This window comes from Vibrio phycocola, from assembly GCF_054404255.1.
Genome location: NZ_JBTAMQ010000001.1, coordinates 225,839 through 248,051, shown reverse-complemented (window position 1 = coordinate 248,051; position 22,213 = coordinate 225,839). Strand labels below are relative to the sequence as shown.

Annotated in this window: 23 protein-coding genes and 1 pseudogene; 6 read left to right on the top strand and 18 right to left on the bottom strand. The window is 40.4% G+C overall.

All coding sequences use genetic code 11. From position 1 onward, the window contains the following. Positions 1-4: 4 nt before the first annotated feature. Both tdh and ACXJY6_RS01225 read right to left on the bottom strand, forming a co-directional pair. On the bottom strand, positions 5-1,036 hold the full coding sequence (gene tdh / locus ACXJY6_RS01230; RefSeq protein ID WP_458766963.1) for an L-threonine 3-dehydrogenase: 1,032 nt from the start codon (positions 1,034-1,036) through the stop codon (positions 5-7). Positions 1,037-1,046: 10 nt separating this feature from the next. Then, the gene (locus ACXJY6_RS01225) at positions 1,047-2,240 is read right to left on the bottom strand and encodes a glycine C-acetyltransferase (protein WP_458766962.1); all 1,194 of its coding nucleotides are present in this window, start codon (positions 2,238-2,240) and stop codon (positions 1,047-1,049) included. A gap of 155 nt (positions 2,241-2,395) precedes the next feature. Here ACXJY6_RS01225 and ACXJY6_RS01220 point away from each other — a divergent pair, with 155 nt between their 5' ends. The 4 genes from ACXJY6_RS01220 (at position 2,396) to ACXJY6_RS01205 (ending at position 7,186) form a co-directional block, all read left to right on the top strand. Further along, entirely contained in the window at positions 2,396-3,322 is a 927-nt protein-coding gene (locus tag ACXJY6_RS01220; RefSeq protein WP_458766960.1) for a LysR family transcriptional regulator, read from the top strand. Positions 3,323-3,538: 216 nt separating this feature from the next. After that, positions 3,539-4,543: a hypothetical protein gene (locus ACXJY6_RS01215; RefSeq protein WP_458766959.1), complete on the top strand. Its 1,005-nt coding sequence runs from the start codon at positions 3,539-3,541 to the stop codon at positions 4,541-4,543. Then, positions 4,543-6,132, top strand: coding sequence for a methyl-accepting chemotaxis protein (locus ACXJY6_RS01210; protein ID WP_458766958.1), 1,590 nt, complete (start codon positions 4,543-4,545; stop codon positions 6,130-6,132). Before ACXJY6_RS01215 ends, ACXJY6_RS01210 begins: the two co-directional genes overlap by 1 nt. Before the next feature lie 187 nt (positions 6,133-6,319). Continuing rightward, entirely contained in the window at positions 6,320-7,186 is an 867-nt protein-coding gene (locus tag ACXJY6_RS01205; protein WP_458766956.1) for an AraC family transcriptional regulator, read from the top strand. Positions 7,187-7,250: 64 nt separating this feature from the next. Here ACXJY6_RS01205 and ACXJY6_RS01200 read toward each other — a convergent pair whose 3' ends face one another. The 7 genes from ACXJY6_RS01200 to ACXJY6_RS01170 form a co-directional block, all read right to left on the bottom strand. After that, positions 7,251-7,769, bottom strand: coding sequence for a YkgB family protein (locus ACXJY6_RS01200; RefSeq protein WP_458766955.1), 519 nt, complete (start codon positions 7,767-7,769; stop codon positions 7,251-7,253). A 45-nt stretch (positions 7,770-7,814) separates the two neighbouring features. Continuing rightward, complete coding sequence (grxC, locus tag ACXJY6_RS01195) at positions 7,815-8,066, bottom strand: glutaredoxin 3 (RefSeq protein ID WP_458766953.1); 252 nt, start codon at positions 8,064-8,066, stop codon at positions 7,815-7,817. 314 nt (positions 8,067-8,380) lie between these two features. After that, positions 8,381-8,839, bottom strand: coding sequence for a DUF6194 family protein (locus ACXJY6_RS01190; RefSeq protein WP_458766951.1), 459 nt, complete (start codon positions 8,837-8,839; stop codon positions 8,381-8,383). 79 nt (positions 8,840-8,918) lie between these two features. After that, positions 8,919-9,239 carry a hypothetical protein gene (locus ACXJY6_RS01185; protein WP_458766949.1) on the bottom strand — a complete coding sequence of 107 codons (321 nt, stop codon included), beginning with the start codon at positions 9,237-9,239 and terminating at the stop codon, positions 8,919-8,921. Positions 9,240-9,307: 68 nt separating this feature from the next. Further along, the gene (locus ACXJY6_RS01180; RefSeq protein WP_458766947.1) at positions 9,308-10,000 is read right to left on the bottom strand and encodes a helix-turn-helix transcriptional regulator; all 693 of its coding nucleotides are present in this window, start codon (positions 9,998-10,000) and stop codon (positions 9,308-9,310) included. Positions 10,001-10,363: 363 nt separating this feature from the next. Continuing rightward, on the bottom strand, positions 10,364-10,993 hold the full coding sequence (locus ACXJY6_RS01175; RefSeq protein ID WP_458766945.1) for a hypothetical protein: 630 nt from the start codon (positions 10,991-10,993) through the stop codon (positions 10,364-10,366). A 221-nt stretch (positions 10,994-11,214) separates the two neighbouring features. Beyond that, positions 11,215-11,829 carry a hypothetical protein gene (locus ACXJY6_RS01170; RefSeq protein WP_458766943.1) on the bottom strand — a complete coding sequence of 205 codons (615 nt, stop codon included), beginning with the start codon at positions 11,827-11,829 and terminating at the stop codon, positions 11,215-11,217. A gap of 165 nt (positions 11,830-11,994) precedes the next feature. On the opposite strand from ACXJY6_RS01170, the pseudogene ACXJY6_RS01165 reads away from it, so the two are divergent. Next, positions 11,995-12,294 (top strand): annotated as a pseudogene (locus tag ACXJY6_RS01165) (transposase); the annotation flags it as partial. After that, a complete protein-coding gene (locus ACXJY6_RS01160) occupies positions 12,260-12,487 on the top strand; it encodes a transposase (RefSeq protein ID WP_458766942.1) in 228 nt (75 codons plus the stop codon). The pseudogene ACXJY6_RS01165 and the gene ACXJY6_RS01160, both read left to right, overlap by 35 nt. A 184-nt stretch (positions 12,488-12,671) precedes the next feature. Here ACXJY6_RS01160 and ACXJY6_RS01155 read toward each other — a convergent pair whose 3' ends face one another. The 9 genes from ACXJY6_RS01155 to ACXJY6_RS01115 all read right to left on the bottom strand — a co-directional run bounded on the left by ACXJY6_RS01155 (position 12,672) and on the right by ACXJY6_RS01115 (position 22,178). Further along, complete coding sequence (locus ACXJY6_RS01155) at positions 12,672-13,355, bottom strand: HEPN domain-containing protein (protein WP_458766941.1); 684 nt, start codon at positions 13,353-13,355, stop codon at positions 12,672-12,674. A 1-nt stretch (position 13,356) separates the two neighbouring features. After that, complete coding sequence (locus ACXJY6_RS01150) at positions 13,357-14,517, bottom strand: GmrSD restriction endonuclease domain-containing protein (protein ID WP_458766939.1); 1,161 nt, start codon at positions 14,515-14,517, stop codon at positions 13,357-13,359. 109 nt (positions 14,518-14,626) lie between these two features. Next, complete coding sequence (locus ACXJY6_RS01145) at positions 14,627-15,676, bottom strand: hypothetical protein (RefSeq protein ID WP_458766937.1); 1,050 nt, start codon at positions 15,674-15,676, stop codon at positions 14,627-14,629. After that, positions 15,676-16,938, bottom strand: coding sequence for a hypothetical protein (locus ACXJY6_RS01140; protein WP_458766935.1), 1,263 nt, complete (start codon positions 16,936-16,938; stop codon positions 15,676-15,678). The genes ACXJY6_RS01145 and ACXJY6_RS01140 overlap by 1 nt, the downstream gene beginning before the upstream one ends. Before the next feature lie 464 nt (positions 16,939-17,402). Next, on the bottom strand, positions 17,403-18,638 hold the full coding sequence (locus tag ACXJY6_RS01135) for an amidase family protein (protein ID WP_458766934.1): 1,236 nt from the start codon (positions 18,636-18,638) through the stop codon (positions 17,403-17,405). Positions 18,639-18,645: 7 nt separating this feature from the next. Continuing rightward, positions 18,646-19,299 carry a DUF2848 domain-containing protein gene (locus ACXJY6_RS01130; protein WP_458766932.1) on the bottom strand — a complete coding sequence of 218 codons (654 nt, stop codon included), beginning with the start codon at positions 19,297-19,299 and terminating at the stop codon, positions 18,646-18,648. Then, complete coding sequence (locus ACXJY6_RS01125) at positions 19,277-20,587, bottom strand: TRAP transporter large permease (protein WP_458766931.1); 1,311 nt, start codon at positions 20,585-20,587, stop codon at positions 19,277-19,279. The genes ACXJY6_RS01130 and ACXJY6_RS01125 overlap by 23 nt, the downstream gene beginning before the upstream one ends. Then, positions 20,584-21,117 carry a TRAP transporter small permease subunit gene (locus ACXJY6_RS01120; RefSeq protein ID WP_458766929.1) on the bottom strand — a complete coding sequence of 178 codons (534 nt, stop codon included), beginning with the start codon at positions 21,115-21,117 and terminating at the stop codon, positions 20,584-20,586. Before ACXJY6_RS01120 ends, ACXJY6_RS01125 begins: the two co-directional genes overlap by 4 nt. Positions 21,118-21,122: 5 nt before the next feature. After that, a complete protein-coding gene (locus ACXJY6_RS01115; RefSeq protein WP_458766928.1) occupies positions 21,123-22,178 on the bottom strand; it encodes a TRAP transporter substrate-binding protein in 1,056 nt (351 codons plus the stop codon). Between the last annotated feature and the right edge of the window lie 35 nt (positions 22,179-22,213).

Below are 22,213 nucleotides of genomic sequence, written 5' to 3'. Positions count from 1 at the left end.
AACATCATTCCCAATCTAATATTACTTTCCCAGACAGCCCACTGCGCATGGTGTCGAAGCCTTGTTGGAAATCATTGACTTTAAAATGATGCGTAATGATTGGCGTTAGATCTAAGCCAGATTGGATAAGGCTTGCCATCTTGTACCAAGTTTCAAACATCTCACGGCCATAAATACCTTTGATCACCAAGCCTTTAAAGATCACTTGATTCCAATCGATGCCCATATCTGATGGTGGAATTCCCAATAATGCAATGCGACCGCCATGGTTCATCTCTTTTAACATGCTATTGAACGCCATTGGGTTGCCCGACATCTCTAAACCGACATCGAAGCCTTCGGTCATCCCCAGATCCGCCATTACTTGCTCCAACGGTTGTTCAGCCACATTGACAGCTCGAGTCACACCGACTTTCTCAGCCAACTCCAAACGGTAAGGGTTCACATCTGTGATAACCACATGACGCGCACCCACATGTTTAGCTACCGCTGCGGCCATAATGCCAATTGGACCAGCTCCGGTGATCAACACATCTTCGCCGACCAAATCAAAAGAGAGCGCTGTGTGTACTGCGTTACCAAACGGGTCAAAAATTGAAGCTAAATCATCAGAAATACCATCTGGGATCTTAAACGCATTAAACGCTGGAATCACCAAATACTCAGAAAATGCTCCAGTACGATTGACGCCCACGCCAACGGTATTACGGCACAAATGGGTCCGTCCACCTCGGCAGTTGCGACAATAACCGCAAGTAATATGCCCCTCGCCTGAGACGCGATCGCCTAATTCAAAGCCGCGAACTTCTTGACCCATTCCGACCACTTCGCCCACATACTCATGACCCACTACCATAGGCACTGGTATTGTCTGCTGCGACCATGCGTCCCAGTTATAGATATGAATATCGGTACCGCAGATAGCCGTCTTTTTAATCTTAATCAACAGGTCATTGTGGCCGACTTCAGGTTTATCTACCTGCGTTAGCCAAATGCCTTCTTTCGCTTCTAATTTTGCTAAGGCTTTAATTTTCATCGTTTTAACCCTAAATCAAGCCCATCTCTTGCCCGACTTCAATAAAGGCATCAATCGCTTTATCCAACTCGGCCGAGCTATGAGCGGCAGACATTTGAGTACGAATACGCGCTTTGCCATTCGGAACCACAGGGAAGGAAAATCCGATAACATAAATGCCTTTAGTGAGCGCACGTTCGGCAAACTCAGCGGCGACTTTAGCATCACCAAGCATAATCGGAATAATGGCGTGATCCGCTCCACCTAAGGTAAAACCAGCTTGTTGCATGCGACTGCGGAAATGGCTCGCATTGCGCCAAAGTTGAGCTCGCAGTTCATCGCCTTCTTTAAGTAAATCCAATACCCGAATAGAGGCCGCCACAATCGCAGGAGCAACCGAGTTAGAAAAGAGGTACGGGCGCGAACGCTGACGCAGCCAATCGATGACCTCTTTTTTGCCCGAAGTATAACCACCCGATGCCCCGCCCATCGCTTTACCCAACGTGCCGGTAATAATATCAATTCGGTCAATCACATCATGATATTCATGGGTACCTCTACCTTCTGCGCCCATAAAGCCCACCGCATGAGAGTCATCCACCATGACTAACGCCGAGTATTTATCCGCCAGATCGCAAATAGCCGGTAAGTTCGCCACCACACCATCCATCGAGAAAACACCGTCGGTCACGATAAGCTTATGCCTTGCGCCTGCTTTATCCGCATCGATAAGTTGCTGCTCCAACTCAGCCATATCATTATTGGCATAACGGAAGCGCTTGGCTTTACACAGGCGAACACCGTCAATAATCGAGGCATGATTGAGCGCATCAGAGATAATCGCATCTTCTGGGCCTAAAATAGTTTCGAAAAGGCCGGTATTTGCATCGAAGCACGAGGTGTAAAGAATGGTGTCTTCCATCCCTAAAAACTGAGAGAGCTTTGCTTCTAACTCTTTATGCGCATCTTGAGTTCCACAAATAAAGCGCACCGAAGCCATACCAAAACCGTTATCGTCCATACCCTGTTTAGCCGCTTCAATGAGTGCAGGATCATTGGCTAAGCCCAAATAGTTATTCGCGCAAAAATTGAGTACCTGCTCGCCACTTGAGATTGACACCGATGCTTGCTGCGCCGAGGTAATAACACGTTCAGATTTATACAGGCCATCGGTTTTGGTCTGTTCTATTTGTTGCTTGATCTGTTCGTAAAATGCAGCACTCATAGTCGGGCTCCTTACTCAATGTTTGGAAGAGATTCAAAATCACACAAAGAGTGAATGAATGTTCTCTTTGCCGTGTATACCTATATTAAAACATCACGATTAATACTATTATCCTGTTACATGGAAAATCATTAGTGAATCGCAGGCACAAATAGATGATTTCAAATAAGCTCATTACTCTGTTGCCCGACCTTGCTGCCTTTATTTTGGTGGTAGAGGAGAAAAGCTTTACCGCCGCGGCCAAGAAGTTAGGCGTTACTCCTTCAGCATTAAGTAAAACCATCAGTCGATTAGAAAAAGCGTTGTCGGTGAAGCTGTTTGAGAGAACCACTCGCCGCTTGTTGATCACCGAAGCTGGAAGTCGAATTGCTCAGCAGTGTCGAACCATGGTCAATTCTGCCGAGCAAGCGGTCGAACTGTCTAATGAACAACATGCTCTCGCGGCTGGGCCGATTACAGTATCGGCGCCGGAAGCCTTCCTCAATATCGTACTTCAACCCTTGGTGATTCCGTTTTTAAAACAGTACCCCGACATCCAACTTAAATTGCGCGCAGTTGATGGTCCTGTTGATATTTTTAGCCACGGCATTGATATCTGCTTTCAACTTACGGATAAACCCAACCCCAATTTAGTCCTAAAAGAGATCGGCGCAACCTCGTTAGTGTTGTGTGCGAGCCCAGAGTATTTAGCATCAAGAGGCACGCCAAACCACCCTACCGAGTTGCTAGATCATGACTGCCTCTATTTAGCCGAAACCGACAACGATAATATTTGGCATTTTGTTCAAGATGATGAGCAACACTCGGTCGCGGTCACCGGGCGTTATGCGGTGAACGAAGCGCAAATGCGTTTAAATGGGGTTATCGATGGTCTAGGGATCGGTATCTTTCATGATTTTGTGGTTCGTCGCGCCATAGAAAAAGGCGAAGTTGTTGAGGTGCTGAGCGACTGGGAGATAAAAGGCAATTACCACGGCACCATCGCCCTGCAATACGCACAAACCAAGTATATGCCCGCTCGGTTTCGGGTGTTTATTGACTACATGATGGAGCAGGTTCCCACGACTCTAATATCAGCATAATGAACGACGAATATACTGCGCTCTACTTAACGTGGGGCATTCCGTCACCTACTTCTCACGGCCAACCATACCCCACCAAAAAGTCGTCATTTGTCATTTCATATGAGTAAAGCTGTGGTAATTGGACTAGAACAAATTCACTGTCTACACTGAAAATGTATCAATCCTAGGAATGTTAATCATTCACACCGAAAATATATTAGTCGTGAGAATATAGTGAAGAAAATTATGCAAATATGTATTAATAGGTTAAGTTTTTTTCTGTTTATAACATGCACTCTACTTAGTGGAACCTCTTATGCCGAAAAGAAATACACTCCAAGCGATGTTTATGCCAATATTGATTATGCTTCTCGGTTATTAGTAAAGGTATTAGAAGAGAAAAACATTACTGATATTGCTTTACCTAAATCTCATGAAACAGCCGTTAAACCCATGCATGTTTATGAGCTTAATGTGGCAACTATTGCAGAGATATATCAGTATACGTTGGAAAACAAGCTCACCCCCCCACCGTTGACCTTTTCGTCTCCTATTAACTATTCACCTACCGATGTTTATTATCTAACACAGATAGTCACCGATGCCATAGAGCGAATCTATGAAAACAATGTTGGTGTTAATGTATACAATGTGGAACGTTTTTCTAACAAAAGTCCAAAGGATGTATACGATAAATTATTCAAACTTTATGCTAAGGTGCTGCGCTTACGAGGCTATGACAAAGTTAGCCCCAATCAAGTTTATGCGCAAACCTATCGTGCTAAGACCGATCTAAAATCTATTATTTCAACACTCTCCAATCGCTTAGATGACTTAAATTTTGACCAAAAAAGACTATTGGTTACAGCAGCCTATGGCATGCATCCTGATGGCTCTAAGATGGAGGCTTACGAGAAAGATAAAACGCCAAAAGATGTCGTCATATCTGCACTATCCGTTAGAAAAAAAATCAATCAGCTCAAAGAAATCTACAAGATGGAAACCTTAGCCATACCACAGGAAAACTCTTTTTCAAAGGTGACTCCATCAGATGCTTTTTTACAAACTCAGTACATCATTGCTGAAATTAATTTATTAAAAAAGCCATTAAACATAAGTAATTCAACAGATATCGCAATTGAAGTTAAAAATAAAAAACCTTCTGATGTCTATCAAGAAATGAAGCATATCAACTATTTATTAGACAGATTGATAGATCAAAAAGGAGCTTCTTTATAATGCTAACGTCTTTAAAACAAAAAATATTTTTACTCAATACAAGCTTTATCGTAATTGTAATTATTGGGAGTATTTTTCTTGGCTATCAAATAAATAAAACGCAGCAAGGTTCTAGCGAGCAAGACACCAGTATCGATCAACTATCAACTCTGAGCGAGTTAGATAGTCAGTTTTCAAAGCTAAGAGAAAAGAGCTTATTGTTTGCCATGCTATTTAGGGATGACGCTAAAGAAGCCGTAGAAAAACACTATAAAAATACCATGTCTATTATTGGTGGAAGCGGATCTTCGGAATTAGAAAAGCTGGCTAAGCCTATTGATGAGTATAATAATATACTTCATAAAATGGCTGTTTCTTTCATTAACGATGATAAAGTCAATGGAAGCTTATTACTAAGCGATGCTTATAAGATATCAGACGATATAGAGAGAACCATTGCAACCAATATGCAAAACCTGGAAGAGCATATTCGCCAGTTATCTGCTGAGAACAGCGCAAAGCAAGCCGCAACGAGCAGCACAATTAAAATATCTATCTTACTGCAAATCGCATTAGTCATTATATTAGGTACTGGCTTTACATTTTTATTATCCAAAATCATCGTAACGCCTCTTAATAGTTTAAGAAAAACCATTAATACTATTCAAGAACACGGTGACCTTACATTAAGAGCAGATATAAATTCAAAAGACGAAATTGGACAATTAAGCCAATCTTTCAACATCATGATTGACAACTTGAATTCTATTGTCAGCAATGTTCGTACACAATCTGAAGAGGTATCTATATCGGCAAGCGAGTTGTCTGGCATAACAAAAACCACAGCAACAGGTACTCACAAACAACTAGAAGAAACACAACATCTAGCAAATACCATTGAGCAGCTATCGATTGCCATCGAAGAAATTGTCAATAACGCAACTGAGACCTCTAAATCTGCCGAAGAAACAAATGCTACCGCTTTATCCGGACATTCTATTGTTGGTAATACCGTTGACGAGATTAATCAGCTCACTATCGATATGGAACAGGCTTCGGTCGTTATTGAAAAGGTAAAAGCGGATAGTGAGAATATTGGTACAGTGCTTGATGTGATTAAAACCATTGCAGAACAAACGAATTTATTGGCACTAAATGCAGCAATTGAGGCCGCGCGTGCAGGTGAACAAGGCCGAGGGTTTGCGGTTGTTGCCGATGAAGTAAGAACACTGGCACAGCGAACGCAAAAATCGACCATAGAAATAGAAAACCTTGTCGCCACATTGCAAACTGGTGCGCAAAATGCGGTGACGGTTATGAACACGAGCCAAGACAAAGTCAATACAACGGCATCACAAGCTCAGCAAGCAGGTAAAGCGCTCGATAATATTAAGAATGAAATTCAAGCGATCTTAACAATGAATACCGATATTGCATCGGAAGCGCGGCAACAAATAGAAGCCACAAACAATGTACGAGACAACATTAATACAATAACCGAAATATCTCAGCAAGCCGCGAATGCTACTGACCAAACATCAACCGCGAGCGCTCAATTGGATAATCTCGGTAATCAGCTAAAAAGTAGCATTAGTCAATTTAAAGTATAAAATGCTTCTTAGTGAAGACTGCGGCCATCGCTTATGGAGCACCACTCACTGTTAATTTATGGCGAACCCTAAATTTATCGCGGTTAACTAAAATTGGCCGCGGTTTTAGGGTTTGCTCGATACAACCCTTCAGACGATACCAAGCGTAATCCTCACTTCTTGACCAGTTAAATACAAAGGCGTTCATTTGGAAATTTTAAGCGACATACTAAAATCGTTACGTGTAAGTGGCAGTGTCTACTTTTGTAGTCACGTTGAACCCCCATGGTTTAAAGAATATTTCAACAAAACCACCGCTGGGTTTCATTTAATTAGACGTGGAGCATGTTGGGTAAAAATAGGCGATCAAGTCGAGCAGTTGTTTACAGGTGATTTGATTTTTTTAGGGCCAGGCATTGACCATATTCTTACTAGTGAGCCACCTGAAGGGCAAATGCCTATTAGCGGAGATTCTACTTTGCTGTTATGCGGATACTGTTCCTTTGAAAATGATGCATTGTCTCCGTTAAATAACATTTTTGAACAGGTCACAATCGTACGTGAGGATGAACTTAATAAACACGCTTGGTTAAAGAGCACGTTTGATCAACTCAGTTCAGAATATATGGCGCAAAATCCTGGTAATGAAATTATTGTTAACAAACTGACCGAAGTGGTGTTAGTTGAATTAATACGAATAAATTTTGGTCGCCAAGAGCAGCATTCCTTTGTTCATGCTTTACGTGATAAACGTATTAAAAAAGCATTACAGTTTATTCATGAATCGCCTTCCAAACCATGGACCATCGAAAATTTAGCATCTAATGTCGGGATGTCTAGAGCAGCATTTTCCAAAAAATTCACCTTATTAGTTGGACATACGGTATTCACGTATTTATCGAACTTGCGTATTCAAAAAGCGAAGGAAATGATCGAAACCACAACGTTACTTATTGATGACATAGCACTTCATGTGGGCTACGAATCCGAACGAGCTTTTACAAAAACCTTTAACAAATATGTGGGTATGACACCAAAGCAATTTCGTAAAATGAAAAAGAACGAGCTGCCGTAACTAAATCAGTCGCATAATGAATTCATCGAGTAAAAAGGGGCTAAATATATATAGCCCCGATTTGTTATTTTTTCGCATTAAGCACCTTGCCAAGTAAAACGACTGATGCCGCTAATAAGACTAAGTCTTTCACTAAAAACTGTCCTGGTACGACGTTAAGCGCTGGAAATCCACCTAATGACGCTTCCCATACAGGAGCCGTTAATAATAAGCTTGAAGTCACTGCGAAAGTAGCAATAGCCCCCAAGCTACCAACAATACCGACAATTCGGTTAACTGGTGTAAGTAAAATAGCAATGGCTGTTGCTATTTCTGTAGCGCCGATAAAGTTTGAAGCACCTTGTACTGTAAATACACTATAGAGCCAAGAAGTCAGTGGGCTTGATACGACAAGACCTTGAATGGCACCAGCTTCATAAGCGGTAAATTTCATGCCACCAATCCAAACTAAAATTAGTGCAATGGAAAAACGTAGCGCTGTATCACCAACAGCTGTAACATTTTGAGCAAGTTCTGAAGCATTAATTACAGATTCTTGGTTAGCATTGTTTTTTGTATTTTGAGCTATATTAATCGATGTCATGACCGTATCCTTATTCAAGTATTTTGTAATTTTTTAACTGGTTTTCTAAGTTAATAAATGTGTTAGTGCCCCACTACGTAGAGCTTGATGAAAGTCATCACAACCACCAATATGTTCGTCATTAATAAATATTTGCGGTACAGTTCTTCGCTTGCTACGTGCCTGCATTTCACGAGTTAATTTATCGCTCCCGGTAATTTCATATTCTTTGAAAGATAAACCTAAGCTTTTAAGTGTCGCTTTTGCTTGTTTGCAATATGGGCAATAGCCTTTGCTGTATACTTCAATTTTAATCATAAGATCATCTCCATTTTATTTGATTGATGCTTTATCTATATTTCGCTTCGATGGAGCCATTATGACGGCTATTGAAAACGCAACAACGTGCGAAAGTATTCAATTAATACATCAATCGTCTTTTTTATGGAGTTTAAAAGGTCAGTTTCTTTTGGAAGGTGGGTAAATTATTAGTGCGCAGGTAGCTGGTAAATGAATGCTCAATAGAGATGACTTAAACGCACTAAGCAGCGGTCATGAGTCGCTCAAGCATAGAACATGACCTTGCATGAAGTGTGTTGATTTAGGAATTTACTGCATTGCTGAGGTGTCAGTTACTTATTGGATTGCTCCTTTTTATTGAATTTTACGACGGCATTAGCATGAGCGTCTCTAATTAATGGTAAAATATTTTCAAACGATGCTTTTGATGGCGAAAGTATTTGTACCCAAGACATCCAAGCGTAAATAGGATGAGGCATCAACGTATCAAGTTGAGTAAAGTCATTACCTGTATTAACAATACAACCTTTGGCTGGACGTTTTGGCTTTTCACCGAAGTAACTTTCATAATTTGACGGGCCGACACCAATACTGACTCTAAAAACCGAATCTCGATCAAGTTGCGATGATTTGTCGTTATCACCATTCTTTTCTTTAATTGTACAAAAGTATACACCGTTAGGAAGAAGGTTCCCTGGATTATAAAACAAGGAAGTCTCACCCCAACTGGTCTTAGGAACTACACCATCAAATTCAGATATTATTGCTTGAACGATACTCTCTGGAGACATGATTCTTCCTTGATACAGTTAACGTCCAAATTCAGATGCGCCGTGGGCGTCACCTGAATTTGATTATTAAGCTCTTGTTTCAACTAATTCTTGACCAGAAAGACATGTCGACTGACTCTTGGTTTAGAAGCTCTAAATATTTTTGAGCTACATCATTATCAAGCCACCGCCGACATATTTCTTCGGCTTTCTCTTGTGTTGTAGCAATTGCAACATCTGCATATTTTCCATCTACGCCCTTTAACAGGAAATGAGATAAGAGCTCATCTTCTTTCGATAGAAATTTATCATCGATCTCTTTGGAAAGGGCGACAAGTTCCTCTTCGCTTACTCCATCTTTGAGTCGGAAAACAGCAAACTCAAACCCTAAAAATTCGAGTGTGTTACTTTTGAAAATCATAATTATCTCCTTTGAATATGGAGATGTCATCTTCCTTCGATACTACTGACAACATTGTGTCAGTAGCATTATTTTTTGACTGACATTTTTTGATATTCAATGTAGTCCTTTAAGGAAACACTATCTGGTAGCTGCCCTGGAGCACATGCAGATCTTAGGCTCTCAATGTGATCAAGCCTAAAATCGCGATATTCATCCCTTAGACTACACCAACTACCTAGCGTCCATTTTCCTCCCCAGAAAAAGAAGCCGAGTGGAAAAATCGTCCGATTAGTTGACCTACCTGATAGTGATTTGTAGCGAACTTGTACCCACCGTTTCTCGCGTATGAATTGATGAATTTCATCCCAATAATCAAAATCCATAGGACGAATATGCTCACCTGGCACCCTGGCTACTCGTTGATCACTTGGCTGTGTTGAAACTGAATTTGGTAAAGAGGCTTCAATTTTGCTCAATAAAGAGTGGGATGCTTTGCTAAGAGTAGGCCCTGTCCATGAGGAAATCATATTTACACCCAATATCAAAGCTTCTAACTCGTGCTCGGTAAGTTGTAATGGTGGTAACTCGAATCCCTCAGAAAGCCTATATCCAACCCCAGTTTCTCCATATACAGGAACTCCAGAAACAGAGAGATCATCAATATATCTGTAAATAGTTCTTTCAGAAACAGAAAGTCGTTCTGAAAGCTCTTTCGCGGTAATAGGTTGATGTGCCCGCAAGATGTTTGTTAGTTGAAAGAGTCTATCTGATTTACGCATGAGTTCTTGGTGGTTCTCGATTTAAGGGGCTAACGCTTTGCTAAACGGAAATAAAATTGTTAACTAAAATTAGCGACGTATGACCAAAACCAACAGATGCTTTATATCCTAAGCTTGAACGCAGTCGCTGTCTATTGTAGAAATAATTCAAGTAACCTTTTAATTTAGAATGTAATTTTGGCCAGCATCAAATTAGGTTCTCTTTTTATCGCCTGAGTTATGGCTTTAATCTTGAACTTAACAGGACAGAACCCTATTTTTCTTGGTTGGGTATATTTGGGCATTTTAGCCTCCTCAGGGTAAGGAGGAGGTGTCCACTAAAGCGAGGGAGACTATTGTCCTTTTGAGTGACTTGTTAGCATTTTATGACACTATTGCCTTACCGATTAGATCAATTAAATAAACAGCTGCCGTTGAAATAGGTAATAATAGGAGGAGTACAAAACCAACAAGTCTTGTGCGTAACCAGCCATTATCAAATTTAAACTTTGGCATGGGGTTAATAAATTCTTTAAATGACCTAACAACTAAAACGTAGCCTATAGGGTAAATACACATAAACAAGAATAGAATAAATAGTTTGCTACTAAAATCAAACACAAAAATAATTAATGCCAATGCGAATAAACCACCAATCATGGCTCGGCAAAGAATTGTATAAAAGTTAATTAACGGGTTTAAAATATATTTTTCTGCATGGGAAATAGCAGTCTTATTTGTACCGAAAGTTATTCTAAATATAGCTACAAATAAATATAGTAGTACAGTCCCGTATCCAAGGGTATCAGGTGCAAAATGTTCAAGAGCGGCATTACGAATTTGCTCTGATAATACAAAATTGTCAGCTGTAAAATACTGGATAAGTTGATCTAGCCCAATCAGCTTCGTTATATAAGCTACAAAGCTAGATAGAAATACTACGATAGAAAAAGATAGATATTCCCACTTGTGAATATTATATTCATTTTTGATTGTTACTATTAATTTACTCATATGCTCGACCGAAATGCTAAACGCCGCGTTAAGCGGACCAACATTGTGGGTTATACTGTGAAGCGAAGCGAAATGTAACCCACTGTTTTAGTTCCGTTTAACGCCCGCTTGAGTTATGAGTAACACACCACCGAATCTAACTTAGACACCGTAACCACATAAGCCCCAATTGACGCCAAAAGTGCCTAGCGTTACGAATCGACTTGAAGCGTTTGTTAGCACTACTTGTCAACCACCTGCTCTCTCATTATGTTTGAAGTAGGTACATCTACATCTAAATTGAAAGGCAAAAAATAAAATACTATTGCTAATAGGACCCCTATTAGCCCTGTAATGAAACCTCCAATACTATAAAATTTAGCCTTTTTGTTTTCTTTGGAGTGAACTGCTACTAAGTCTTTGATTTGAGCAGTCAGTGGATCTAGCAATTCAGTACTTCCAAGCTTATCCCTTACACGCTCTAAATGGAGCCTAATGTCACTAGGAAGCGTCTGAAAAGGTTCATCGTGTTTATAGGCGGCAATATAGTTTTCAATCAGATCTAAATAGTCAGATAGTTTTTCATTTTGGCCAGTTTTGATATCTCGAGCATATTCTTCAAGTAACCAATAAATTTGACTCGGCTTCAATCCCCGAGTCTGAGCAACCCTTTTCATCCCTTCCCAATCTGGTTGAGAGTGGATTACAGCATTTTCAAAATCAAATTTGAAGCTTTTCAAAGTTGAACGATTAACCATTATTGTCGCTATTGCTTCAAGCAAAGTCCCACCGAACCACGCAATAAAGCCGCCAAAGATCGCCGCAATCACAATCCCAATGTATGAAAAAGTTTCCAATATTTTCTCCAATGAAGATTTTAGGTTTTAGTGCTAACGAGGCTGTAGGATTTCTACCTAGCCTCATTCTCGATTTTGATCTTACCTCTATTTCACCATGGTATGAGCTTGAATGCATTAACTCCTTGTGATCTAATCACCATTATTCACATATTTAGTGCGGTCATGCCAAACTTCAAAACCGATTATTCAAATCAAAATATGTTCGTTCCTGTCAGTATCGATGAGCAATTAATACCCGGAACTATTGAGTTCGCTATCGCGCACATCGTTGATAATCACTTGGACCTATCGCCGTTTAATGCCTTATATCACAATGATAAAAATGGCGCTGCAGCATACCCTCCTCCTATCATGCTCAAGATTATCTTTTTCGCTTTCTCGCTCGGCATATTATTCAGTCGGAGAATTGAACGATCCTGCAAAAACAATGTTACTTTCCTGTGCTTATCTGGCGATGAAAGACAAAATTGATAGCTCTGAAGGAAGGCGGCAATACAGTAAACGGCTTGGTTGTGTTGAGCCTGTTTTTGGCAACATTACCGTTAACAAACAAATGAATCGATTTACGCTAAGAGGCAAAGAGAAAGTGAACGCCCAATGGGCGATGTTCAGTATACTACACAACATCGAAAAGCTGCGAAATCACTTAAAATAGAGGGTAAAACCTCTATTTCTTACCCAATATTACGCTAAATTCACACACCGTTCCTAACCTCTATAATTGCTGGCTGAAGGCAAACATGGTCGCACAGTATTTGCTTAATTTCTGACTGAGTAAATCAGCAGCAAAACTAAAAAATCAACTCAAAAAAGAGAAATCCTACAACCTCAACGCCTTGCTAAGCAACAAGTTGCCCCGGCTTTACATCACTCCAGACAACACTAGCTAATTGAGGCTCTTCATTGAGTAGGCTTTCATCAAATGCTTTTAAAGTTGGAAGGATATTGTTAGTGAGCTTATTTAACTGATCTGACGGGTCAATTGTAAAGTTAATATGTCGTGTAGACACATGGGCCAAATTCCCCCTATGACCACCAAAAGTACTGAAGTCTTCCATATTTACTTCAGGGAAATGATCAATCATTCCTGTCGGGGCAACTAATTTTCGTAAATTTTTAGCTTTAATCCCATTGTTTGAATTGATTATGCCATAGTAACTAAGACTCATCTTAGTTAGTAAGGTAGTTAATGAATCTGATAACTTACTGCTATTTATAGTTGGAATTTCAACTTCTTCATTTGTCGCGCTCCAATCAAGCTTAGAATAGGTAATTAAGGCCATTGCACAAGCTGAAGGTTGCTTAGTCTGTCGGTATTTTAAAACTTGTAGCTCAACAAATTTATAGCAAATAGATTCAATATAATATTCGACTTCTGAATGGACAAGTAGTGTATACCCTTTAGTCATATCGAGGGTTTTATCATCGTAGCCAGCCAAAGCGTCGAATTCTTCTGGAAGCAAATTTGTTCGTAAATCAGCCAGCCGTAACTCTAATGATTGAAATAAATCTGTGTTCGCCATGCTAACCTCGATTTAATTCAATGTTATCGATTGATGTCCCAAAGCGACTATTTATAGTATCTATTAAGACGTTAAATCGAGTTGTTACAGAGGAAACGCTCTTGGTGGTTTTTTCAAGAGAATTTACGAAAGATTGGTTGCTTTCACAAAGCTCAATAAACATAGCTTTGAAATCTTCGGGAGTTATTGCAGAAATTTTTTGTCTTATTGCATCGTCGGAAAATACATAAATTAGAATTTCAAAAATAGCTCTATTCTTTCTTGATTCAAAGGCTTCTCCATTCCACTTTGAATAGCTATCATCACCAAATATTGACATTATAAGACCATGAGCCTCATCAATTTTTTGGCAATGTTCGTCCATAGTTCCAATCAAGCTATTAAAGTTATCTGAAAAGTATTTAAAGCCTTGATCTAAGAAGTCTTTTAAATTCCCTCTGTACGTTGATATTCTGTCAAAATTAGTAAATAATCTTAACATTAACTCTACATCTCTCATTCGAAAGTCTGTAGTAGTATTTCCAAGAAAATACCTTAGTGCTTCAGAATTTTCAGATTTTTCGTCAATATATGATGTGAACTCACCTGGGTATAAAGCAAAACGAAGCTCTTGAGGACTAAGCGGCAAACTCCCAGTGTTAAGCCTGTAAAAGACTTGGGATAACATTTTTTCAGATGGACAGTTTTTGATTATAACTGTTCGAATCCATTGGTTTTCAAAGTTTGAAAGATTATATCTATCTTCTACCAAATCTTCGTATATTTTTCCTTCAAGTTCATTAAGCAGCGGTAAGTGTTTAAGCCTAAGAGCCGGATAAATATCTCTGCTATCCACAGCAGCAAACTGAAGAATACTAAGTAATCGTTGCTTACCATCCAATACAATAAAACGACCTCTTTCATGAGGATCTTCAGCAAGTACCAATTGAGGTATTGGCATTCCAATTAATAAAGACTCAATGAATAAGCTTTTACGCTCTTTTGTCCATGCATCTCGGCGCTGAAATATTGGAGATAGACTAATATTACCTTTTTCGACTTGGCGGATAATTGTTTCTGTTGTCCAATCTGTACCTGTAACAACTGCATTGCCAAATTCTGCTAAGCCAATTTCATCAAGGTAATCATCAAATTCATAGTTGTTTTCAAAATCTGTGTTCATGTATGTTCCATTTGAGGCAGATTGCCTGAATATTTGTTTTGCTGCTTAACGCCGCGCTCACCGGTAAATTGGGAGCGAAGCGAGTAATTTATCCGCGGGCAGCACCTTGTTATGAAGCATTTACAGCCTCAGTAAATTCTTTACGGCTTATTTCCCAGCAATCAAGTAGGCAGCCAATCGTACCTCTGAGCTCAATAGATGATTCAGTATGATTGATAAATGATCGGTTCATTGCTAAACACTCAAGCTCCTTAGCAATAGAAAAAAGCGCTTTTCCAACTTCAGCTTTAGCAAAATATTCACCAATAATATTAGTTGGCAGCAAATCAAAGTCAGCCATCACTTTTGTTCTAACCTGAGAGGAGACAGCTTTACCCTCAGTTGCAAATTGCTCAACTAAGGACAATGAAAGGGTGAGCATTTTAGTTACACCTTCACGACCCTTTGAGCCAAAAGTAAAGCCCTCTACAAGCTTAGTTACTCTTTGATCATGATCTAGGAAGGACAACTCTTTGAGCATAAAATCGACCCCAACTGAAACCAAAGATAAAGAATAATAAAAGCACCTAAGAGCAACATTAATTTGGCTTGGTTTTGTCATTATTTGCTCAGCAAAGAAGCGAGACACATCAAGCCATTGGTTGCAGGTGTCAAAGCTAATTTCACTTGCAAGTAGACTCTTGCACTTTAACATTTGTCCTTTCCAATCACCGTCAAGCTTTCCTAAGCCATAATTATCAATTTCTTCTATGAACTCCTCATCAGACAATCTGTTTGTTAAAAATCCTTCAGACTTTGACAGCTTGGATAAAAATACTCCATCCAGAACTAAAACATCTAGACCTGAACCAAAACCTTTCACTTCTTTTCTTTTGTCAGTAGTAGCAACAATCACATTGTTTGCGCTAACAGCTTTAGCTAGACCTTTAGCCCAGAATATCCTTTCAATTGCTTGGGGTGTTTTCTTGTTTTTTACATCTACAATTGTGATATTACGCGTAAGTGAAGACTCCCTGCTATACAACCACAAGTCGATGTCTGTGACATCAAAACCTTCGTAAACAAACGGAACTCCACGAACAACAAAGTAACCAGATTGCATAAAGTAGTTTCTAAGCTGCTCTTCCATCTCAAAGCCTTTGGATACCTTTTTAGCCATTAGAAACCACCTCCTGTTCTTAAAGCGCTAATCATATCGTTGGTTTCAAACGGACTTTTTTGAATTTGCTCGCGCCTAATGATTTCACGATTAGCTTCAGGCCCTCTAAATTTAGTGATGGCTGCTCCTGGCAGAGACTGAATTGACTGTTCACTTACATCACCTTGCCGTATAGCTTGTAGTGCCAATTCGCCTACTTCTCTTTTTAGAAGCCTCATCAATGGCCCACTGCGACCACCTTTGGTTCCATGCCTAATTGAAACAACCCCTTTCAATTCTAGTACTTTGTAATCTTGCCCTATCGCACTTACTGGACCAACTTCTCTGCCATCAATCAGTGCCCCTAAAAGGCGATCTATCATACTGATTTGGCCACGAGCATAGGTGCTTTTCGTCATACCATAGGTCAAAGAGGCTACAAAGGCTTTAGCCAAATCAAAGGCATCATCAACCATAGAGTTACTGAATTTTGAGAAAGCCGAAGGCAGAGTTAAGTAGCCGACTTCTTCGTGGTTATTACTAACTACATTTATATCAAAATACCCAATTGAATTTACCTTTTTAAACAAAGGCTCACCTAATATTCTTATTGCTTCCGAGTATGGTACACAAGCATTCTTCTTCAGCATTTGAGTTAATTCGTTTAATGAAGCCTGCTCTGCTGGTTTCAATGAATCCAAAACAGCCTTTGTCTTAACAGCGGAGTCCCGCCTAAATAAATTTCCATTAAATAATATCTTTTCATCTTTACTAATTGATTCAGCATCGACAAAACCAATATTTTCTGAGTCATAAAACAACTGATCAACTTCCTTTTTTGGTAGCTGAAAATCATCGGAAATCTTCTCTGAGATGTCAGAGCTACTTACAGGCTTAGTCGAGGCTATTTCAGCTAACTCAATTGCAGAAACTTCAATGCTTTTTGGTTCCAGAGACTCAAATATATTGGTTGTATGCTGAAGAGCTGAGGAAGTCGTTACACCAAGAACACCAACTCCAGATGGAGTTACATCTATCAACTCTTGGTCTTTAAGTACATCTAGCAGTTTAGGTAGTTCAAATGCAGTATTAATATTTGAGGCATTTGCTAGCACATTCAACTTGTCTATTGAAAGATTGCTCTCGTTAGTCTCCGATATTGCTGATAGCAAAATCCCTGCCTTACCCGCGACAAAAGTATTTTGGTATTCACCTTGGTTAGTTACATTCTGTAATTTGTTTGTATGGTGAATTAACCATGAACCTTGGACCTTTTTATCCATGCAACTTGTCCTTATGTTGATTACGCTTCATAACAGTTGTTATATGGACATTGTCACCTAGACAGTATCCATATAAGTGATAATACTATTAATTAATAATCTCTTAACTGATTGATAATAGTTGTAGAAAAGAATGAATTCCATATTACGCCATCACAAAATAAGGACAATATCGTTTTAATTAATTCGAACCATGCTTTGATTGAATTATGTATTTTTATACAGTATTGGTTCTATTATGAAATCTCTGTTTTTAACCAGCCTACAAGAATTCATGCTTGCACGTCATTGTGCGCGCATAACTATCAAGGCCTATCTTTATTGGACAGTTCAATACACCCGAGTAAATTAGGTAAAAGAGGAGCTTAGAGATTGGGAGATAAAAAGCAATTGTCTCGTCATCACCACTTAAGTCAGAAACAAGCGGCACGACGTGACTAAAATGGCGACTCGCGTCGCCATTTTTATAGCTGTTGCTCTATGTGTTTTGCTAATGACAATAACGGAATATCACAACCGTTCGGCATCGTGAGTAAAATGCCTCCAATGGTATCGTTAAATTTATGCGGCAAACTTATACTGCAGGCATCAAATACATTCGCCACACTCGTATTACGTAAGCACAGTAAATTGATTCGGTCATAATCTGCATCTTGCTCAAGTTCTGTAAACGTCGGTGCCTGTATTGCGACAGTGGGCATCAATAGAACCGCATTATTAAATTCATCATTAAACTTAGCCACCAATCGCTCTCTTTCGGCAATGGTGTTGCTAAATTCTTCAATACTGACGTTCTCTCCTTTCTTAATCCGCGAGCGTACTCTTGAATCAAGCTTGTCACTGTCGAGAGCGAATTTCGATTGGTAGTAATCACGACTTTCAACCGCTGAAAAATGCCAAACAGGGACATTTTTGTAGTGTTCGAGCAGTTCAACCTCTTCTACAATGACCTCATACCCTGCCTGCTTAATCTTAGCGACCGCATTATCGAACAACGCCAAAATCTCGGTCTCAATGTCGTCAAAACCAAAATTGGTCGGAACAACAAATCGAATATCATCGACTTTTGCATCGCTTAGCTGATTTCCCGACAACACTTCCCACGCCACGCCACATTCGTTAACCGTTGATGCTATTGTTCCGGCGCAATCCAAATAATCGGACAAAGGTAAGCAACCTTGTCGTGAAACGCTGCTTTGCGATGGTTTGAAACCGGTTAAACCACAAAATGCAGCAGGAATACGAAGAGAACCTCCGGTATCCGTACCTAACGCGATATCGGCAAACCCTTTTGCGACGGAGACCGCCCCTCCACTGGTCGATCCGCCCGGTATTGTATTTGTGTCTAGTGGATTCGTAGGCGTACCGAAATGTGGGTTTAACCCTAGTCCTGAATAAGCAAGTTCCGTCATGTTAGTGTGCCCAACAAGTGTCGCCCCCGCGGCTCTTAACCGAGCAACTGCTTCAGCATCACTACTGGATGGTTCAAGGCCTAACAACTTTGAACCTCCACTGGTGTGATATCCTTTCACGTCGAACGTCGCTTTGATTGAAACAATAGCCCCAGAAAGCGGTCCCTTCTCTGAAGATTTTTCCACATCAAACAATTCAGTAAATATTGCTGGGTCGTCACCTTTAATCTGCTCAATAAGTCCAAAAAGATCAGTGTTGCGCTGTTGCCATTTTGATTGCACCATCATCTTATCCTTAAGCGACTACTGACAATTCATTCGCTACATATTCTTTAATGATACGACGATCCAAAACGGGGTCGTAAGCTTCCATCTTGAACTTCGGCGTTCGACGTACACCACCAATCGCGGCAAAGGTTCCGCAAAGTAGTGCTCCACCAGCAGGTAGCACTGATTTCTCAATCAACTCAACGAGAGGTCGAATCGAACTCAATGTTCCTACTTGATATTGAACCCATCCTTCGCCTTCATCTAGCCAAGACTTCAGCTCAATTTTCTCCATATGGTCATTGATTTCGCTCAATAGCCACGCTTCAGAGGCCACTGGCTTTGGGCAAACTTGCTTTGAGTGAGCCACAGAAAAAGCTTCGAGATCACGATCGGTGTGGTCAGAAGCGATACTAAAGAAATAATCGTCACCATCACGCAATATAATAGGTTCCACTTCACCCGATGTACCAGCGCTTAACACTTCAACGGTATTTGTTTGAGTTAGCATCTGATGCGCAACTTGGTAGAACAGCGGGACAGTAGAAGGAGGAGCAACACCTAACTCTGCCAATTCATCAATATGCTCTTGAACCGCGGCCATATTTCGCCCAGTCCAACCAGCTACAATCAGTTTATTTACTTCAAACGTTTGGGTTTTACCGTTTACTAAAAATTTCATAATACACCTTAAAAATTATTTGGCAGATAGAGAGAATACTTGGGAATGCAATCAATAAAATAACCATGAGAATCATCACGGCAACGTAAGGCATGCTACCCAAAATGACCTCTTTGATTTTCCCGTTTTTGCGCGCAGAATTGACGACATAAAGATTGAGCCCAACAGGAGGAGTAATCAGCGCCATTTCAACCAGTACGATCATGAGAATACCGAACCAGATTTTGTCGTACCCCAGTTCCACGATAATCGGCACGACAATAGGAATGGTTGCGACCATTAATGAAAGCGTCTCGATAAAGAAACCTAACACCACATACATCAATACGATGATCAATAGAGTCGACAAAGGATCAAGACCCAGACTGTCGATTCCCGACTTCAAAACTTGGCCAATACCCGCCGCTGTCATGGCAAAATTGAGGACATAAGCACCGAGTACAATCAACATAATCATTGCGGTGATGCGAATCGTGCCTTTAAGAGCCTCAGTTAACATAACGATCGAATAACTTCGGTTGAAAACAGCAATTAAAAGTGAGAATACAACACCAACGGCTGCAGATTCTGTAGGTGTCGCCCAACCCAAATAAATCGAACCAACGATACTAAGCAGTAAAACCAGAATCGGTAATAACTGAGGCAGCGATTTGATTTTCTCTCCCCAACTACTGAACTGGCGCGGACCACCAAGCTTGGGCCAAATGAAACATAATAGAATCGTCGCTAACATAAACATCAGCGCCATACCTAAGCCAGGTACGATTCCAGCTAAGAATAACTTGGGAATAGAGCTCTCAGTTAGAAAGCCATAGACAATCAAGTTGATCGAAGGTGGAATTAAAATACCTAACGTGCCACCTGCTGCAATTGACCCCGTAAACAGCTTCTGGTCGTATCCCAGTTTTGTTGCCTGAGGTGTTGCAACAGTTGCGACGGTCGCGGCAGTAGCAACTGAAGAACCTGAAGTCGCTGAAAACATGGTAGAGGTTGCGATATTGGCATGAATTAAGCCACCCGGTAACCAAGCCACCCATTTATTGAGCGCCATATAAGTTCTTTCTGCGACACCACTACGAAGCAAGATCTCTCCAATCAAGACAAATAAAGGAATCGCAATGAGTGTTGCATGGTTAGACGATGACCAAAGAACTTGCCCTAACCCTTTCATCAAAGGGAAGAAACTGTAGAACTGATCAATCCCAAATGCCAAGAGAAACAAAACAATACCGACAGGTATGGTTAAAGCGAGTAAGCCTAATAATCCGGCCGAGGTAAAAAGAATCATACTCCCGACTCCGTGCCAATAACTTCATTCGCTTTGTCAAAGCGTTGAGTCAGAAATAAAGAAAACCCAATCACAAATAACAGCGTCGAAGAGATTGCAAACCAAACCCAACCCGCAAACCAGATTGATTGAGGAATAAGGAGTGGAGTTTCTAATGCTGTATTTGCCAACGCCCCTGAGCGATAACTCTTTTCGATCACCGATACCGCTTTGGTCGAGACATAAATACCAACAAAAGAAACGGATGCAATTGAAATCAAATCAAATAAACAACGAATACTGGAATTAGCCTTATCACGTAGTATGTCGATTCGAACATGAGCCCGGTTATTTAGCGCGTAGCTAATACCCCAACTAGAAATTGACGCCATAAGGTAACCTGAAATCTCTTCTGAGCCGCTGAAGTGAATATTCATCGCACGCATTAATATTTCGATACAGATTAGGCATACGCCGGCGAGCAATGCCACGCCGGCGATGACCGCAACCCAATCATTAATACGCTTTAACGTAACAATAATAAGGTTCATGTGAATTAACCTTTTGTAGCGGTTAATCCAATGACTTTCCCTACTGAATCATTCCATTGTTTAGTCCACTTCTCTCCAGCACGTTCAGACCAATCTGGAAGTACATTGCTTTCCACCATTTGACGAGCTTTTTCTTTATCCGCATCAGAAGGTTCAACTAAAATCAAATTACGAGTGTCTCCTTTGCTACATTCCCCATTACCGGTGAGACAAGCAACATCTTCTTTAACCGACATTGCGGCATCGTTCCAGACAGGCTCTTCAAATTTAGTCGTCACTTCTTGTTGTAAGAATGCTTGGTCTTCTTTAGACAATGATGTCCATTTATCCATATTGATTGCTGTAACAACTGGGTCCCAACCACCAACTGGTAAGGTCATCAAATGAGAAGTAACTTCCCACCACCCAGCGCTGTAACCTGAACCCGCTCCTGTTACCGCACAATCAATAACCCCTCGTTGCAATGCACCTGGAACTTCACCAAAACCAATATTCACACTCTGTGCTCCCAGTGCTTCAAGGAATTTAGCGGTCATACGGCCAGAAGCTCGAACTTTTTGACCTGCTAACCCGTCCAATGATTCGATTGGCGTTTTACAGAAAATAACTTGAGGTGGGTATGGAGAAATAGCAAGGACTTTCGAGTTGAACGTAGAAGCATAGATTTCACTTACCATAGGACGAGCAGCATCCACAACTTTCTTAAATTCTTCTACACTTGTAGCAATGAGCGGAACATCAAGCGCTTCGAGCTCCGGCGCGTCAGATACAGCGTAATCAGCCACCGTCATACCGACATCGAAAACACCATCACTAAGCATTCGGAATACATCTCCGCCACCAATTCCCATTTGATCATGAGTGGTCATTTGAACTGCAAAGTTATTATCGCTATCAGCTGGAATCGTTTCTGTCCAGAATGGCGTTTCGAATTGTTTGTTTAACGTAAGACTGCTCCAACTTCCCACAACGGAAAGTGTTTCAGAAGCATACGTTTGATTAGCGACGCATAACGAAGAGATCGCTAAGGCAAGTACTTTAAAAGATTGTGATTTTGACATAATTTGATTCCTTTCAAATGACCAACCTCTCGTTT

What these genes read in the sequence shown, in the direction of transcription:
- tdh (WP_458766963.1), bottom strand. Translation starts at nt 1,036, where the DNA reads ATGAAAATTAAAGCCTTAGCAAAATTAGAAGCGAAAGAAGGCATTTGG.
- ACXJY6_RS01225 (WP_458766962.1), bottom strand. Translation starts at nt 2,240, where the DNA reads ATGAGTGCTGCATTTTACGAACAGATCAAGCAACAAATAGAACAGACC.
- ACXJY6_RS01220 (WP_458766960.1), top strand. Translation starts at nt 2,396, where the DNA reads ATGATTTCAAATAAGCTCATTACTCTGTTGCCCGACCTTGCTGCCTTT.
- ACXJY6_RS01210 (WP_458766958.1), top strand. Translation starts at nt 4,543, where the DNA reads ATGCTAACGTCTTTAAAACAAAAAATATTTTTACTCAATACAAGCTTT.
- ACXJY6_RS01200 (WP_458766955.1), bottom strand. Translation starts at nt 7,769, where the DNA reads ATGACATCGATTAATATAGCTCAAAATACAAAAAACAATGCTAACCAA.
- grxC (WP_458766953.1), bottom strand. Translation starts at nt 8,066, where the DNA reads ATGATTAAAATTGAAGTATACAGCAAAGGCTATTGCCCATATTGCAAA.
- ACXJY6_RS01190 (WP_458766951.1), bottom strand. Translation starts at nt 8,839, where the DNA reads ATGTCTCCAGAGAGTATCGTTCAAGCAATAATATCTGAATTTGATGGT.
- ACXJY6_RS01185 (WP_458766949.1), bottom strand. Translation starts at nt 9,239, where the DNA reads ATGATTTTCAAAAGTAACACACTCGAATTTTTAGGGTTTGAGTTTGCT.
- ACXJY6_RS01180 (WP_458766947.1), bottom strand. Translation starts at nt 10,000, where the DNA reads ATGCGTAAATCAGATAGACTCTTTCAACTAACAAACATCTTGCGGGCA.
- ACXJY6_RS01175 (WP_458766945.1), bottom strand. Translation starts at nt 10,993, where the DNA reads ATGAGTAAATTAATAGTAACAATCAAAAATGAATATAATATTCACAAG.
- ACXJY6_RS01160 (WP_458766942.1), top strand. Translation starts at nt 12,260, where the DNA reads ATGTTACTTTCCTGTGCTTATCTGGCGATGAAAGACAAAATTGATAGC.
- ACXJY6_RS01155 (WP_458766941.1), bottom strand. Translation starts at nt 13,355, where the DNA reads ATGGCGAACACAGATTTATTTCAATCATTAGAGTTACGGCTGGCTGAT.
- ACXJY6_RS01150 (WP_458766939.1), bottom strand. Translation starts at nt 14,517, where the DNA reads ATGAACACAGATTTTGAAAACAACTATGAATTTGATGATTACCTTGAT.
- ACXJY6_RS01145 (WP_458766937.1), bottom strand. Translation starts at nt 15,676, where the DNA reads ATGGCTAAAAAGGTATCCAAAGGCTTTGAGATGGAAGAGCAGCTTAGA.
- ACXJY6_RS01140 (WP_458766935.1), bottom strand. Translation starts at nt 16,938, where the DNA reads ATGGATAAAAAGGTCCAAGGTTCATGGTTAATTCACCATACAAACAAA.
- ACXJY6_RS01135 (WP_458766934.1), bottom strand. Translation starts at nt 18,638, where the DNA reads ATGATGGTGCAATCAAAATGGCAACAGCGCAACACTGATCTTTTTGGA.
- ACXJY6_RS01130 (WP_458766932.1), bottom strand. Translation starts at nt 19,299, where the DNA reads ATGAAATTTTTAGTAAACGGTAAAACCCAAACGTTTGAAGTAAATAAA.
- ACXJY6_RS01125 (WP_458766931.1), bottom strand. Translation starts at nt 20,587, where the DNA reads ATGATTCTTTTTACCTCGGCCGGATTATTAGGCTTACTCGCTTTAACC.
- ACXJY6_RS01120 (WP_458766929.1), bottom strand. Translation starts at nt 21,117, where the DNA reads ATGAACCTTATTATTGTTACGTTAAAGCGTATTAATGATTGGGTTGCG.
- ACXJY6_RS01115 (WP_458766928.1), bottom strand. Translation starts at nt 22,178, where the DNA reads ATGTCAAAATCACAATCTTTTAAAGTACTTGCCTTAGCGATCTCTTCG.